The organism is Promicromonospora kroppenstedtii, from assembly GCF_044389675.1.
Taxonomy (GTDB): Bacteria; Actinomycetota; Actinomycetes; order Actinomycetales; family Cellulomonadaceae; genus Promicromonospora; species Promicromonospora kroppenstedtii.
Genome location: NZ_JBIRYI010000004.1, coordinates 13,472 through 28,330 on the forward strand (window position 1 = coordinate 13,472; position 14,859 = coordinate 28,330).

Sequence of the window (14,859 nt, forward strand, 5' to 3'; positions counted from 1 at the left end):
CCGTGACCGGGCGACGGCACGACCCCGACCGCAGGAGCCGGATCATCGACGTCTGCCTCGACCTGATCGCCGAGGTGGGCGTGGCCGGTGTCTCGCACCGCAAGGTGGCCGCCGCCGCCGACGTGCCGCTCGGCTCCATGACCTACCACTTCGCCGGGATGGACGAGCTGCTGCGCGAGGCGTTCGGCCGGTTCGCGCGGGCCGGGAGCGACGGGTTCGAGCAGCGGATGAGCGAGGCGACCGACCTGGAGAGCGCGCGGGCCGCCGTCGTCGCGATCATCACGCAGGACGTGTTCGGCACGCAGCACGACCTCGTGCTGACCCACGAGCTCTACACGCTCGCGTCCCGCGAGCCTGCCTACCGCGAGCTGACCAACGCGTGGATGGCGCGGTCCCGGGCCGCCCTGGAGCGGCACTTCGACCCGGTCACGGCACGGCTGCTCGACGCCCTGATCGAGGGCCTGACCATCCACCGGGCCCTCGACACCGAGGCGCCGCAGCCCGGGACGGTCACCGAGGCCGTGCGGCGCATCACAACCCCCGCCTAGCCGGAACAACCTCCGCGGCGGACTGTTGTCCCTGGTGTGAGCGAGATGAGGCGGGCGACCGTCGTGGTGATCGGGGCCGGGCAAGCCGGCCTGTCGGCCGCTTACCACCTGCGGCGCCGGGGCTTCGTGAGCGCTCTCGACGAGCCGGAGGCCGAGCGCACCTACGTGCTGCTCGACGCCAACCCTGCGCCGGGCGGGGCCTGGCAGCATCGCTGGGAGTCCCTGCGGATGGCCACGGTCAACGGGATCTTCGACCTCCCGGGCCTGGCCCAGCCCCCGGTCGACGCGGCCGAGCCCAGCCGGTCGGCCGTCCCGCGCTACTTCGCCGGGTACGAACGGGAGTTCGGCTTCCCGATCCTGCGCCCGGTGCGCGTGGTCGCCGTCCGGCGCGCCGACGACGACCCCGACGGCGATCTCGTGGTGACCACCGACCACGGGTCGTGGACCACGTCCGCCGTCATCAACGCGACCGGCACCTGGACCAACCCCGTGCTGCCGCGCTACCCGGGGCAGGACACGTTCCGCGGCCGGCAGCTCCACACGCGCGACTACGTGCGGGCCGAGGAATTCGCGGGGCAGCGCGTCGCCGTCGTCGGCGGCGGGATCTCGGCGCTGCAGCTCCTGGAGGAGATCTCGCGCGTGGCGACCACCCGCTGGTACACCCGGCGCGAGCCCGTCTTCCACGACGAGTTCCGTAGCGAGACCCTCGGCCGCGAGACCATCGCCAAGGTCATGGCGGACGTCGACGCCGGCCGGCCCACGGGGAGCGTCGTCTCCTACACCGGGCTGGTCTGGACGCCGTACGCGCTGGCCGCCAAGGAACGTGGCGCCCTTCAGCGGCGGCCCATGTTCACGGCGATCGAGCCCGACGGCGTCCGTGAGGCGGACGGCAGCCTGACCCCGCTCGACGCCATCCTGTGGGCCACCGGGTTCAAGGCCGACCTGGCACACCTGGGCCCGCTGGGCCTGCGCAACGAGCTGGGCGGCATCACCATGCAGGGCACCCAGCCGGCCGTCGAGCCCCGCGTGCACCTCATCGGGTTCGGGCCGTCGCAGTCGACGGTCGGTGCCAACCGGGCGGGCCGCGAGGCCGTCACGGCGGTGGTTCGGCGGCTCCCGGCCGTGCTACCAGCTCGATCAGCAGGATGAGCACCACGGCCCCGGCGGCGACACCGACGATCAGCGCCGGCGTCGGGCTGCCGGCGAGCAGGATCACGAGCACCGCGAGCGCGATCACGGCCGCCCGGGCGACGCCCCGGTAGCGCGCGAGCCACACTCCCGTCGCGCCGGTGGACACGCCCCGGCCCTCGGCCCAGGCGCGGGTGCGGCTCATGCCCTTGCCGATCCCGGCGCGCAGGCCGCGCGCGGACGCGCTCGAGCCGCCCAGGTAGGCGGCGAGCGCCACCACGATGCCGAGCATCCCGACGGTGCGCAGGGTGATGCGCAGGAACGAGACGAGCTGGTCGAACAGGATCCCGGCGGCGTCCAGGCGCAGGACCTTGCCGCTGAGCGCGTCGAGGTAGAGCCCGCGTGCGACGGCCAGGCCGATCGCCAGGAGCAGCATCGCGCCGGCGAGCGCGAGGCCGGCCACGACCAGGGCGCGCAGGTGGTGCACGGCGGCGACGACGCCGGCGCCGAGCAGCACCAGCACGATCCACGGGAGCCAGGTGCCCAGTGCGACGACCTGGGCGTACCGGTTCTGGATCTCGACGAGCTGGCTGCTCTGCATCACGGTGAACGTGGCGTTGATCGTCGGCAGGTTGCCCGCGAGCGCGAGGCCCCGGTCCACGAGGCGTTGCTTGAGGATGTCGACGAGGCCGCCGAGCTGGATGGTCAGCTCGCCGTTCTGGCTGATCTGGGCGATGTCGCCCCCGGTGCCGCGCATGACGTCGACGAGCTGTTCGTGCGCCACCCGGTTGGCCTGGGTCCAGGCGGACTCGAACTGGTCGCTCTCCACCACGCGGTCGGCCGCGTTGCGGACGAAGGACTCGACGCCGCTGGTCAGCGGGCCCTCCAGGGCGGTGATGGCTTGTGCTGCCCGGGGGGCGATGTCGCGTTCGTTAAGACCGTCCTGCACGTCCTTGAGCACCGCGCCGACGTCGATCTCGTCCATGACGGCGGTGGTCAGCCGGCCGGCCACGGCCTGCTGCACCACCGGCTCCCGGGCCAGGGGCGCCACCGTGGCGACGTAGCGGTCGGTGTCGGTCAGGGTGCGCTCGGCCCACGCGGCGACCACGCCGACGGGGGCCAGGAGGGCGCCCAGGAGGATCAGCACCACGGCGGTCGCGGTGCGCGCACGGTGGTGTTCCGGGGCGGGGGTGGCCGGGGCCGCCGCGCCGGCCCGGGCCACCCCGGCCAGCCGCTTCCGGAGCTCTTCGTTCTCTCGCTCCAGGGCGGCCAGCCGGGCGGCCGGGTCCGCCGCGTCGGGCGGGTCGGCGGCGTCGTTCACGGTTCCTGCCTCAGACGAGCGCCTTGGACTTCAACCGCTCGAACTCCGCCGGCGAGATGGTGCCGGCGTCGAGCAGCGCCTTGGCGCTCGCGATCTGGTCGGCGGGCGAGGGACCCGTCGCGACCTCGCGGATGTAGGTCTCGGTCGCCTTCTGCGCCTGCGCCATCCCCTCGGCGTGCCGCTCGGCCATGCCCCGCCCGCGGGCGATGAGGTAGACGAGCGCGGTGAGGACCGGCAGGAAGATGAGGAAGATGATCCACAGCGCCTTCCACCAGCCGGAGAGCTCGTGGTCGCGGAAGAGGTCCGCGATGATCTGGAACAGCACCATCAGGTACGCCACGAAGAAGAAGCTGTAGACCATCAGCCAGAAGAAATCCCAGAAATCCATGACTCGCCCCGTTCTCGACGGCCATCCGATGGTTCGGAACGGACCGGTGGAATGCCCGATCCGTCTTTTCAAAGTAACCGCGAGGACCGGGTTGCGCCCGCGCTGACCGGGGACGTCGGGCCGGGAGGGTACGAAAGGTGAGGGCGGCGACGGACATTCACCCGAAACGGGTGAACCTTTCGCCCTCCGGCCTCGTCGTACGCAGTGACCGCCGATTGCGGTCGCGTTCATGACTCCGACCTTCTCGAAGGAGAACACCATGATCCGTGCCAAGAAGCGTCTCGCGGCCGCCGCCCTGGCGGTGGCCGGCCTGCTCGCCGTCGCCGTCCCGACGGCGGCCTCGGCGGCCGACGGCGACCTCACGTTCTGGTCGGGTGCGTTCACGGGCCAGACCGTGACGTACCCCGACGCGGGGACGGGCTGCACGACCCTGCCGTTCGTCGTGCACGCGGAGCTCAACGAGACCGCGACGGGCATCCGGGTGTACGAGAGCACCGACTGCACGGGCCGGGCGCTGACCTTCCCGGCGAGCGACATCCACAGCTTCATCGGGTTCGACGGGCGCAGCTTCGAGCCGGCCGGCTGATCCAGCGGCGGGGCCGCCGTCCGACGTCGGACGGCGGCCCCGCCTCAGTTTGCGAGCCCGGCCACCAGGTTGATCAGCAGGGCCACGATCACGGTGCCGAACAGGTAGGCGAGCAGCGCGTGCACCTGCGCGATCCGGCGCATCTCGGAGGAGCCGAGGTCGGTGTCCGAGACGGCGAAGCTCATGCCGACGGTCACCGCCAGGTAGGTGAAGTCGGTGTACCGGGGCGGCGCTGTCTGGTGGAAGTCGATGCCGCCCGCCGGCGCCGTGTAGTAGGCGCGGGCGTAGTGCAGCGCGAACACCGTGTGCACGCAGGCCCAGGACACCACCACCGAGGTGAGGACGGCGGCCGTGGTGACGGTGCCGTCGGCCCGGACGCCGCCGACGAGCACGACAACGATCCCGCCCAGGCTCGCCACGGCGGCGAGCAGCACGATCACGTGCGCGATGCCGCGGGTGGGCTCCTCGCGCACGGCATGCTCGCTGGTGGCCCTCGGGTCCATCGGGACGATGACCAGTGCCGTCCAGCCGACGAACACGAGCCCGGCGCCGGCCCAGCCGCCGAGCAGGGCCGCCGCCGTGGAGTCCCACGCCAGCAGCCAGCCGAGCAGGGCGCCGACCAGCAACGACACGACGATCCGCACGGCGTGCGGGCCGTCCAGCACGCTGCTCAGCCGCCGCATGCCCGTCATCTGCTCCGTCATGCACCCCAGTGTGTGCGAAGATCGAGGCAGAGCCCACAGGGGCTCCCGGACGAGGGTTGCCGTACCCGGTGTGCGACAAGACGGCATCTTGAGGAGCACACCGTGTCGTGGATCGTCCTTGTCCTGTCCGGCCTGCTGGAGGCCGTCTGGGCCACCGCCCTGAGCCGGTCGGAGGGCTTCAGCAACGTCGTGCCGAGCATCGTGTTCGGCGTCGCCCTCGTCGCGAGCATGGGCGGCCTCGCCTTCGCGCTGCGCGACCTGCCCGTCGGGACCGCCTACGCGGTCTGGGTGGGGATCGGCGCCGCGACCACCGTCGCCTGGGCGATGGCCACGGGCGCCGAACCCCTCTCCGTGGTCCGCGTCCTGCTGATCGCGGGCCTGATCGGCTGTGTTATCGGGTTGAAGCTGACCCACTGACGCAGCGGACGTCGGTACCGACCCGCCGGGTCACCTGCGGGTAGCGGCACACCTCGCGCGTCACGGTGTTGCCGTCACCGTCGGTGACGACGGCCGGCAGCGTCGCGGGCGCGTGCCCCTGCTCGACCCACTCCACCAGGGAGCCCAGCGGGTCGGTGCCGATGCCGCAGTGCTCCACGCCCGGGGGCAGGAACAGGCGGTAGAAGGAGTCGACCCGGGCGTTGCCGCCCATGGCCCGGTTGACGTGCTCGCGGTAGTCGACCGTGCCCTGCGTGGGCACGAGCTGGTCGGCCTGGCCGTGCCAGCTCAGCAGCTTGCCGCCGGAGCGGGCGAATGCGGACAGGTCCGGGTCGTCGCTGCCGATCACCGAGTGGAAGTCACGCTGCGACGTCGCGAAGAGGCGGTCGAACTGCCCGTAGGTCAGGTGCGTGGTGTCCAGGCCCGGGTCCTTCGCGACGAAGTACCTGACCCACTGGTCGGCCACCACGAAGGGCTGGCCGGGGTTGGCGAGCCAGCTGAACGCCGCGCCCTTGTTCGGCCCGTACCAGAGCGGACGCCCGCTGCTGGAGACCGGGCCCTGCCAGATCTTGCGGACCGCGTCGGCCAGCTGCGGCGTGATGGTGTGCGTCGCTCCGTCGCAGTCGACCCGGGTGCCCACCAGCTCACGCGGGTCCCACCGGCAGCCGCGTGGATCGTCGATGACGCCGTCCCGTACGCCGTCCGCGGTGTCGCAGGCCTCGACGGCCGCGGTGTTGAAGGCCTCCAGCACGCACGGCGCGGGAGCGACGTCCTCCTCGTTGAACACGACCTGCGGCCACAGGGTGGCCACGGCGAACCGGTCCCAGCTCACCGCGGGCGCACCGGCCAGGATGCCCTGGAAGTCCGTGGGGTACTCCTGCGCGGCCACGTAGCCCTGGCGGCCGCCCGTGGAGCAGCCGTTCCAGTAGGAGTAGGTGGCCTTGCGCCCGTAGAACTCCTTGGTCACGGACTTGCCGACCACCGCGAGGTCGTGCACCGAACGTGACGCGAAGTTCTCCAGGAGCGGCTCGTTCACCCGCCCGTCCGGCGTCAGCGCCCAGCCGCTGACGTCGGCGGGGGACTGGCCGATACCCGCGTCGGTGGCCGCCGCGGCGTATCCGTTCTTCACGGCCGCCACCAGGGTGGCGCCCAGGTCGCCGGCCAGGTACGCGCTGCCGCCGGTGGCCTGGAAGCGGCCCGACCAGGCGGCCCGGTCCTGCGGCAGCGCGACCTTGACGGTCTCGTGGTCGCCGGCCCGGCCGTGCGTGAGGGTCACCGTGATCTCGCAGCGGGCGGGGACGTCGGGGATCGGGGCAGGGGTCTGCAGCGGCGGCGTGGCCTCGGGGAAGGTGACTGTCCCGGCGGGGTACGCCTGGGCGGTCACGGACTCGACGTGGGCACCGCGCGGCGCGGAGACGGGCACGGCGGAGCACGCCGACGACGCGGGGTGTGCGCCCTCGGCGGGACCGCTCGCCGGCGCAGCCATGGGCAGCAGCCCGGCGGCCGACACCGACACCAGCGCCGTCATGATGATGGCTAGCTTGTTCATGCTGCACACCCTGTCCCGGCGGGTACCCGGGCCGCCCCAGGGGGACACCCTGGTGTGCACACCAGGGATGCCCCCGGGCGCGACGGCAGGCCCGCGCTGCGACGGTGGTGCCCATGGACAGAAGGACATTCGTCAGGACCGCAGGGCTGCTCGCGACCTCCGCCGCGGTGGGTGGCGCCGCCGTGCCCGCCGCGGCCGCGCAGCCCGTGGCCGCCCGCCCTGCCCCGGTCGCAACGCCGCCGTCGTTCCCCGTGATCAAGCAGGTCCGGGCCGGCGAGCTCGATGTCGGCTACGCGGAGCTGGGGCCTGCCGGGGGCACCCCGGTGGTGCTGCTGCACGGCTGGCCGTACGACATCCACAGCTACGCCGAGGTCGCGCCCCTGCTCGCCGCGCGCGGCTACCGCGTGATCGTGCCGTACCTGCGCGGACACGGCAGCACCACGTTCCTGTCGGCCGACACGTTCCGCAACGCCCAGCAGTACGTGGTCGCCAGGGACGTCGTCGCGTTGCTGGACGCCCTGCACGTCCGCCGCGCGGTGCTGGCCGGGTACGACTGGGGCTCGCGGACCGCCGACATCGTCGCCGCCCTGTGGCCCGAGCGGGTCCGCGCGCTCGTGTCGGTGACCGGCTACCTCATCACCAACCGCGCGGCCAACGAGGCGCCCATCGAGCCCGAGCGGGAGTGGGCGTGGTGGTACCAGTACTACTTCGCCACCGAGCGCGGGCGGCTGGGGCTGCAGGACGAGCACTACCGCAAGGAGCTGGCCCGCGTGGTGTGGACGTTCAGCTCGCCCACCTGGCGCTTCGACGACGCCACCTTCGACCGGACGGCGGCCGCGTTCACCAACCCCGACTACGCCGCGATCGTGCTGCACAACTACCGCTGGCGCCTCGGCCTGGCGGACGGCGACCCCCGGTTCGACGACGTCGAGGCGCGGCTCGCGGCCGGGCCGAGGATCGCGGTGCCGACGGTGACGATCGACGGCGAGCTCGACCCGTTCACGCCGCCCGGCGAGGGCGCGGGCTACCGCGCCATGTTCACCGGGCCGTACGACCACCGCACGTTCCGCGGGGTCGGCCACAACGTGCCGCAGGAGGCGCCCGCGGCCTTCGCCCGCGCCGTCGTCGACGCAGACCGGCTGTGAGCGGCCGCCCGGGCTGAGAAACCGCCCGGTGTAACCTCCGCGAGGAGGTGCGTGTGGCGAGCGAGACGGTGGGAAGCGTGCTGCGCGGCAGACGGCGTGAGACCGGCACGCTCGACGAGCTGCTGCGCGAGGTCCGGGCCGGGCACAGCCGTGTGCTGGTGCTGCGGGGCGAGGCCGGTATCGGCAAGTCCGCGCTGCTGGACCACCTGGCCGCGGGGGCCGGGACCGCCCGGGTGGTCCGCACGGTCGGTGTGGAGCCGGAGTCCGAGATCGCCTACTCGGCGCTCCAGCACCTCTGCGCGCCGCTGCTCGACCACCTCGACCGGCTTCCGGAGCCACAGCGCGACACCCTCGCCACCGCGTTCGGGCTCGGCCCCGGTGAGCCGCCCGAGGCGCTCCTCGTGGGGCTCGCCGTGCTCGGGCTGTTCGCCGAGGCCGCCGCGGAGCGGCCGCTGGTCTGCCTCGTGGACGACCTGCAGTGGGTCGACCGCATGTCGCAGGTGATCCTGACCTTCGTGGCCCGCCGCCTGGAGGCCGAGTCGGTCGCCCTGGTCTTCGCCCTGCGCAGCCCGGGCGACGAAGAGGTGCTGCCGGGCCTGCCCGAGCTGCGCGTCGCCGGCCTGCCCGCCGACGACGCGATGGCGCTGCTCGACACCGTGCTGCCCGGCCCGGTCGACGGCCACGTCCGGGAGCGCATCCTCGCCGAGACGCACGGCAACCCCCTCGCGTTGCTGGAGCTGCCCCGCGGGCTGACCCCGGCCGAGCTCGCGTTCGGGTTCGGCGCCCCGAGCCCGACACCCGTCGTGGACCGGGTCGAGGCGGGGTTCCAGCGGCGGCTCGCGGCGCTCCCGGCGGACACCCGCGTGCTGCTGCTTGCCGCGGCCGTCGAGCCGGTCGGCGACGTGCCGCTGCTGTGGCGCGCCCTGGACCGCCTCGGTGTCGGGCCGGACGCCGCCGCGCCGGCCGAGGCCGCGGGCCTGGTGCGGATCGGCACCCGGGTCCGGTTCCACCACCCGCTGGTGCGCTCGGCGTGCTGGCGCTCGGCCGACCCCGCCGAGCTGCGCGCCGTGCACCGCGCGCTCGCCGAGGTGACCGACCCGGGCCAGGACCCCGACCGGCACGCGTGGCACCGCGCGCACGCGGCGCTCGGGCCGGACAACGACGTCGCCGCCGAGCTGGAGCGCACCGCCGACCGGGCGCTGGCCCGCGGCGGGCGGTCCGCCGCCGCGGCGTTCCTGGAGCGCGCCGCCGAGCTGACCAAGGACCCCAAGCCCCGCGCCGCGCGCGTGCTGGCCGCCGCGCGCGCCCGGTTCGCGTCCGGCGCGCTGGACGCGGTGCCCGCGCTGCTGTCGGCCGCGGAGCTCGGCCCGCTCGACCCGCTGCAGCGCGCCGGAGCGGAGCGGCTGCGGGCCCAGGTCGCGTTCGCGCTCGACCGCGGCCGGGGCGCGGTGACGCCCCTGCTGGAGGCCGCGCGGCGGCTCGCGGAGCTGGACCCGGGCGCCGCCCGTGAGACCTACCTCTGGGCGCTCGGCGCCGCGATGCACGCAGGCCGGCTCGGCGACGGCGACCTGCGCCGCGCCGCCGAGGCAGCGCGCGGCATGCCGCCCGGCCACGACGCCGCCGGTCTGTTCCTGACCGGTCTCACCGAACGGGTCCTCGCCGGGTACGCCGACGCCGTCCCGCACCTGCGCCGGGCCCTGTCGGCGCTGCCCGACGGCGAGGCGGCGCTGCTGTGGCTGTCCGCGCCGGTCGCCCACGAGCTGTGGGACGACGGCGCCTGGCACCGGCTCACCGAGCAGGCGCTCGGCACGGCCCGGGCGACCGGCGCACGCTCACTGCTGCCCACGGCCCTCACGTTCCGGGCCGGCGCCCTGGTCGCGGAGGGGCGGTTCGCCGAGGCGTCCGCCCTGCTCGGCGAGGCCGGGTCGGTCGCCCCCGGGCCCTCGCACCCGTCCGCGGCGCTCACCCTCGCCGCGCACCAGGGCGCCGAGGAGGCCGCGACCCGCCTGATCGGCGCGACCGTCCGCGAGGCCGAGGCCCGGGGCGAGGGCCGCTGGCTCGGCCTGGCGGGCTACGCCGGGGCCGTGCTGCACAACGGGCTCGGCCGGTACCCGGCCGCCCTGGCGGCCGCACGCAGCGCCGTCGCCCACGACGACCTCGCCCTGACCGGCTGGACGCTCGGCGAGCTGGTCGAGGCCGCGGCCCGCACCGGGGACGAGGCGGCGGCGGGCGAGGCGCGCGAGCGCCTCACCGAACGGACGACTGCCGCCGGGACGTGCTGGGCCCTGGGCGCGCAGGCCCTCGCGGACGCGCTGGCCGGTCCCGCGGACGCCGCGGAGGACCGCTACCGCGAGGCGGTCGAGCTGCTGGGCGGCACGCGCCTGACGGTGCTGGCGGCACGAGCCCGGCTGCTGTACGGCGAGTGGCTGCGCCGCGAGAACCGGCGTGGTGACGCACGGGACCACCTGCGGGCCGCGCACGAGGTGTTCGCGCGGGCGGGCGCGGAGGGCTTCGCCGGCCGGTCCGCACGGGAGCTGGCGGCCACGGGCGAGACGGTGCGCAAGCGCGGTGCGGTCGCGGCGGACGCGCTGACCGCCCAGGAGGCGCAGATCGCGCGGCTGGCGGTGGCCGGCCGGACCAACCCGGAGATCGGCGCGGAGCTGTTCCTCAGCCCGCGCACCGTGGAGTGGCACCTGCGCAAGGTGTTCGGCAAGCTCGGGATCACCTCGAGGCGCGAGCTGGCGGGGGCACTGCGGGATCGCTGAGCGCGCCGCTCACGGCGTCGTCGACGGCGCAGGCGGCGAACGTCGGCAGGGAACGGCTGTCGGGCAGGGGTTCAGGGGAGGTGGCGGCTCAGTCGGTCGGCCGAGTGACCGGGCTGACCGTCAGGGCGTGTTCGAGCCCTTTGAAGTCGTCCGGGTTCGACGTGTAGAGAGTGAGGCCCTCGGCGACGGCGGTGGCGGCGATCATGAGGTCGACGGCGCGGCGGCGGGGCGTGCGTCCGATGGCGACGACGCCCGCGGTGATCCGGCCGTAGACCCGGGCGGCCTCGGCGCCGAAGGGGATGGGGTCGAACTCGTTCTCGACCCGCTGGAGCACATCGATGCGGCGTGCTCGCTCGACGTGCTCGTCGTACTCGGTGCTGTCCGGGCGCACCAGGTGTGGTCCGGCGGAGAGCTCGGCGAGGGTCATGGCGCTGATGGCCATCTCGTCCGGCAGCTCGGCGAGATCGATCCGGTCCCGCAGGATCAGGATGTTCGTGTCAACCAGGCCCTGGGTCGGCTCAGCGCTCATAGGGGTCGGTGACCTCGTCGTCGATCGTTGCTTCCTGGTCGGCGCGGAACGCTTCCAGAGACATCCGCGGACCTGCCTGCGACATGGCGGCGAACTCGGCGCGGGGGACGAACCGCCGACGGCGGCGGAGTGGGACCAGCTCACCGATCTGATGGCCGTCGCGGGTGACCGTGAACGAGTGCCCGGATTGGACGGCGTCCATGATCTCCTTCGAGCGCGCGCGCAGGTCGCGCTGGGTGATCTCTGGCTGAGTGCTCATGCCTTCGATTGTGCCATGGTGTGCTACACGGTGCTACACCGTGCCGGGACTCGGGCCACGCGGTATCCCCGGCCTTTCCTCGCTGTCCGGGTAACAATGCTCTGATGGCAACCGACCTGTGGTCGCCGACCCGCTTCGCAGCTCACGGCGACGTCGAGATCGCCTACGACCGGTTCGGACCGGGCGGCGGCGTCCCGCTCCTGCTCGTGATGGGGCTCGCCGTCTCCCGGTGCTGGTGGTCGGACGGGCTGTGCCAGGCGTTCGCCGACGAGGGCTTCGACGTGGTCCGGTACGACCAGCGGGACACGGGCGCGTCGACCAGGTTCCGTCCGGGCGAGCGCAGCGGCTCGTTCACGGCGTTGCTGGGCACCGGGACCGTGCCCTACACGTCCGAGGACGTCGTCGACGACGCCGCCGCGGTGCTCGACGCCGTCGGCTGGGACCGCGCCGTCGTGTTCGGGCACTCGCTGGGCGGGATCGTGGCGCAACGGTTCGCGCTGCGGCATCCGGAGCGGGTGCTCGGCCTCGTCTCGTGCGACGCCCCGCCGAGCGACATGTCGTGGCGCGACATCCCGCGCTACCTGCATCTGGGGCTGGCCGCGCGGCTCGCCACGAAGCGGTACCCCGAGGGGCACGACGGCGACGTCGCGGCCTCCCTGGCCGTCGCGAAGCTCATGGCGTCCCCGGCCAACCCCGCCGACGAGGACGCGGCCCGCGAGCGGATCGAGCGCGGGCTCGACGCCGGGCCGCGCGACCTCACGGCGCTGGGTCGCCTGCTGCGTGCCCGGTGGCACGGCGGACGGCTGCGCGAGATCGGCGCGCCGACGCTGGTGCTGCACGGCCAGGACGACCCCGTCATCCGGACGGCGGGCGCCCGGGCCACGGCCCGGGCGATCCCGGGTGCCAAGCTCATGGTGCTCGACGACCTCGGGCACGACCTGCCGCCGGCGTGCTGGAAGACGGTCGCGGCGGAGACCCGGCGCCTGGTCGCGGCCTGAGTCAGCGCCCCGGCAGCATCGGGATCCACGTGTGCCACGGCGTCACCCGGTCGACGTGCACCACGGCGTCGAACGCCCGCCGCGCGTCGACGAGCTGCAGCTCCGCGCCGTTGTGCGTGCCGCGTGTCGCGTCCAGGGCCGCTGCGGCCGCGCCGTCGGCGGTGCGCAGGTCCACGTAGTACGAGCCCAGGCCGGGGGCGGCCAGCACCGCGTCGAGGCTCCTCGGGTCCGGTTCGCCGAGGTCCTGGGTGAACGGCGTCGAGTGCCCCGGGGCGTCGTCGGGTCCCGGCCGGTGCAGCCAGGCCGTGCCGCCACCGAACGTGGTGCCCAGCACCACCAGGTCGTCCCCGAGCCGGTCGGCGAGCTCGCGGCCCATCGTCGTCATCGGCTCCGGCACGAACGGCGGCGCGTGGAACGGTGTGCGCTGCACGTGGCCGTTCGCGGCGGCGACCACCACGCGTGGCTCACGTTCCAGCACCCACTCGACGGTGTCCGCCAGGGTGAGGTCGCGGACGTTGCCCGGGGGATAGGTGCGCGTCGCCCCGGTGGGCATCGCGGCCAGGAACGCGTCCGTCTGCCGCGCGACGCGGGCCGCGTGCTGAGCGAACGCCACACGCTCCGGGTCGGCCCCGGCCTCCAGGTAGTCGACGCGGCGTGCCCGGACCCGCTCGGCCAGCTCACCGACCAGCGCCGTCAGGGCCGCCCGCTCGGCCTGCGGCTGCGCGATGTACGCGTGCAGCGCGGGCGCGGCCTGCGCGATCCCCGTCCGGTCGGACGGCAGGTAGCCGAACAGCGGCAGCAGCTCGGCGCGCACGCGCGCCGCGTAACCCGGGTCGACGTCGTCCAGGAAGCTCGCCACCGCCTCGACCGCCGGCCGGGCGCTCGCGGCCGAGTCCGGCACGTCCGCGCCGTAGAACCGGATGCCGCCGGTGGTCCGCAGCCAGGTCAGCAGGTCGAGCATCTCCTGGCAGCGGCCCATGCTGTAGGTGACGCCGCGCTCCAGCACCTCGCGCACCGGCAGTCCGCTCCGGCCCGCGACCCAGTCGTCCACGAGGCGGCCCTCGGGGAAGCCGGACTCCATGACGTAGGCGGTGAACCCGTGCCGCGCCAGGAACCGCAGGATCCGGTGCCGCACCTGGTACATCTCGTGGACCCGGTGCATCGACTCGCCGACCGCGACGACCCGCGCCTCGCCGACGATCTCCAGGAGAGGCAGCAGGTCGGCGTCGTCGCCGTCCGGGTCGAGAGTGGCCAGCCGCCGCGCGTTCGCGCGCAGCCACGCGGTCAGGTCGTCGCTCATCCGGCGAACGTATCGCCTGGCCCGCGCCGGACGGTGTGGTGTGCGCTCACGGCGCAACGCCGCCGATAAATGCTGCTGCGAGCCGGTGGGAGGCGGGTTACGGTGCGGACGCCGTCGACGAGGGAGCGAATGATGGCGATCACACCAGAGATGCTGCTCAGCGGCTGGCGCGGGCGCCGGTTCCTGCTGGAGTACGCCGCCGCAGCCGACCTGCCGCTCGCGGCGGCCGTGATGTCGGCGGGCTACGAGCTGGACCCGGCGCGCGACGACACGGTCGTGTCGTTCTTCGGCTCGGGTCACCGCGAGCCGGGGCCGCGTGCGACGCCCGAAGCCGTCGCGTCCCTGCTGGCCGGCCTCCGCCTCCCCGCGCTCGACCAGGGGACCGCCCTGAGCACGCTCGCCCAGGCGGTGCGCGCCGCCAGGTACTGGCAGGAGCCGGACGGCGAGGACCTGCTCGCCGCCACGCCCGTGGTGCGGGCCGCGCTGGAGCGGGTCGCCGCGCACGTCGCCGGGTCCGCGACCGTGGACTGGTGGAGCGCGCCGCTGGCCCGCGAGGACCAGCACGCGGTCATCTGGGACGGCCGCACCTCGGGTGCGACCGCGACCGTGGCGGAGCGCCTGACCTGGTGGCGCGCCGAGGTGGTGGACGAGGAGCGGCGCGCGCAGACCGACCGGCCCAGCGACCCGACGGCGCCGTTCAGCGGTACCTGGTGGTCCGCGCCGCCGTCGGACCTGACGCACACCTCGCGTGGGCTCGGCCCGCACGGGCCGGTGGGCCTGCGGCTGGTGGAGGACGACATGGGGTGGGAGCGGGCCGTGACCCACCGCGTGGCGGTCCCCGCCGGAGCGCGCGTGCTGGAGGTGGACGGCCCGGAAGCCTGGGCGGCGCTGTGCCGCGAGTACCCCCTGGAGGTGACCGCCCAGAAGCGGCACGACTGGTACAGCACCACCGGCCGCGTGGGGCGCTGGGCGCTGCCCGACTGGGCGGCGGTCGCCGCCGTGCACGACGCCGTGCACCTCACCCCCGCGGCCTACCTCGTGGCCGCGGGCACGGCGATCCCGGTCGACGACGGCGTGGCGAGCGTCATCGCCGGGTGGAACCCCGACGAGACGTACTGGCTCATCGACACCGTGCAGCCGGAGGGCGCCGGGACGGAGTGGGTGCTGGACGACGAGGACTGGGTGGCCCCCGGCGTCTGACGGC

15 protein-coding genes and 1 riboswitch are annotated in these 14,859 nt (G+C 74.4%); of the genes, 8 read left to right on the forward strand and 7 right to left on the reverse strand.

From position 1 onward, the window contains the following. Positions 1–2 precede the first annotated feature (2 nt). Both ACH47X_RS07550 and ACH47X_RS07555 read left to right on the forward strand, forming a co-directional pair. The gene (locus tag ACH47X_RS07550) at positions 3–548 is read left to right on the forward strand and encodes a TetR/AcrR family transcriptional regulator (protein WP_397402924.1); all 546 of its coding nucleotides are present in this window, start codon (positions 3–5) and stop codon (positions 546–548) included. Between the two features lie 45 nt (positions 549–593). Beyond that, a complete protein-coding gene (locus ACH47X_RS07555) occupies positions 594–1,697 on the forward strand; it encodes an NAD(P)-binding domain-containing protein (protein ID WP_397403479.1) in 1,104 nt (367 codons plus the stop codon). Here ACH47X_RS07555 and ACH47X_RS07560 read toward each other — a convergent pair. Next, a complete protein-coding gene (locus tag ACH47X_RS07560) occupies positions 1,642–2,997 on the reverse strand; it encodes a hypothetical protein (protein WP_397402926.1) in 1,356 nt (451 codons plus the stop codon). The two genes, ACH47X_RS07555 and ACH47X_RS07560, sit on opposite strands and share 56 nt — an antisense overlap. A 10-nt stretch (positions 2,998–3,007) precedes the next feature. Then, positions 3,008–3,385, reverse strand: a complete 378-nt coding sequence (locus ACH47X_RS07565) for an SHOCT domain-containing protein (RefSeq protein WP_036960615.1) — start codon at positions 3,383–3,385, stop codon at positions 3,008–3,010. Between the two features lie 229 nt (positions 3,386–3,614). Between ACH47X_RS07565 and ACH47X_RS07570 the strand changes: the two genes are divergently transcribed. Continuing rightward, on the forward strand, positions 3,615–3,971 hold the full coding sequence (locus tag ACH47X_RS07570; RefSeq protein WP_397402928.1) for a hypothetical protein: 357 nt from the start codon (positions 3,615–3,617) through the stop codon (positions 3,969–3,971). 44 nt (positions 3,972–4,015) lie between these two features. Here ACH47X_RS07570 and ACH47X_RS07575 read toward each other — a convergent pair whose 3' ends face one another. Beyond that, positions 4,016–4,675, reverse strand: coding sequence for a DUF1345 domain-containing protein (locus tag ACH47X_RS07575; RefSeq protein WP_397402930.1), 660 nt, complete (start codon positions 4,673–4,675; stop codon positions 4,016–4,018). Between the two features lie 26 nt (positions 4,676–4,701). Further along, positions 4,702–4,765, forward strand: a riboswitch (guanidine-III (ykkC-III) riboswitch). Positions 4,766–4,777: 12 nt separating this feature from the next. Here ACH47X_RS07575 and ACH47X_RS07580 point away from each other — a divergent pair. Then, a complete protein-coding gene (locus ACH47X_RS07580; protein WP_036960621.1) occupies positions 4,778–5,092 on the forward strand; it encodes a DMT family transporter in 315 nt (104 codons plus the stop codon). Here ACH47X_RS07580 and ACH47X_RS07585 read toward each other — a convergent pair. Beyond that, positions 5,067–6,659, reverse strand: a complete 1,593-nt coding sequence (locus ACH47X_RS07585; protein WP_397402933.1) for a tannase/feruloyl esterase family alpha/beta hydrolase — start codon at positions 6,657–6,659, stop codon at positions 5,067–5,069. The genes ACH47X_RS07580 and ACH47X_RS07585 overlap by 26 nt on opposite strands. Positions 6,660–6,772: 113 nt before the next feature. On the opposite strand from ACH47X_RS07585, the gene ACH47X_RS07590 reads away from it, so the two are divergent. Both ACH47X_RS07590 and ACH47X_RS07595 read left to right on the forward strand, forming a co-directional pair. Beyond that, on the forward strand, positions 6,773–7,804 hold the full coding sequence (locus ACH47X_RS07590; protein WP_397402935.1) for an alpha/beta fold hydrolase: 1,032 nt from the start codon (positions 6,773–6,775) through the stop codon (positions 7,802–7,804). Positions 7,805–7,857: 53 nt separating this feature from the next. Further along, positions 7,858–10,569 (forward strand): ATP-binding protein, encoded by a 2,712-nt coding sequence (locus ACH47X_RS07595; protein ID WP_397402937.1) that lies wholly within the window; start codon positions 7,858–7,860, stop codon positions 10,567–10,569. An 88-nt stretch (positions 10,570–10,657) separates the two neighbouring features. Here the strand turns inward: ACH47X_RS07595 and ACH47X_RS07600 are convergent, their stop codons facing one another. Together ACH47X_RS07600 and ACH47X_RS07605 are read right to left on the reverse strand one after the other, a co-directional pair. After that, positions 10,658–11,098: a type II toxin-antitoxin system VapC family toxin gene (locus ACH47X_RS07600; RefSeq protein ID WP_397402939.1), complete on the reverse strand. Its 441-nt coding sequence runs from the start codon at positions 11,096–11,098 to the stop codon at positions 10,658–10,660. Then, a complete protein-coding gene (locus tag ACH47X_RS07605; RefSeq protein WP_397402941.1) occupies positions 11,088–11,357 on the reverse strand; it encodes a type II toxin-antitoxin system prevent-host-death family antitoxin in 270 nt (89 codons plus the stop codon). Before ACH47X_RS07605 ends, ACH47X_RS07600 begins: the two co-directional genes overlap by 11 nt. Before the next feature lie 104 nt (positions 11,358–11,461). Here ACH47X_RS07605 and ACH47X_RS07610 point away from each other — a divergent pair, with 104 nt between their 5' ends. Next, positions 11,462–12,355 (forward strand): alpha/beta fold hydrolase, encoded by an 894-nt coding sequence (locus tag ACH47X_RS07610; RefSeq protein ID WP_397402943.1) that lies wholly within the window; start codon positions 11,462–11,464, stop codon positions 12,353–12,355. Between the two features lies 1 nt (position 12,356). On the opposite strand, the gene ACH47X_RS07615 is transcribed toward ACH47X_RS07610, so the two are convergent. Next, positions 12,357–13,655 carry an erythromycin esterase family protein gene (locus ACH47X_RS07615; protein WP_397402945.1) on the reverse strand — a complete coding sequence of 433 codons (1,299 nt, stop codon included), beginning with the start codon at positions 13,653–13,655 and terminating at the stop codon, positions 12,357–12,359. A gap of 132 nt (positions 13,656–13,787) precedes the next feature. On the opposite strand from ACH47X_RS07615, the gene ACH47X_RS07620 reads away from it, so the two are divergent. After that, positions 13,788–14,855, forward strand: a complete 1,068-nt coding sequence (locus tag ACH47X_RS07620) for a hypothetical protein (RefSeq protein WP_397402947.1) — start codon at positions 13,788–13,790, stop codon at positions 14,853–14,855. Positions 14,856–14,859: the final 4 nt, after the last annotated feature.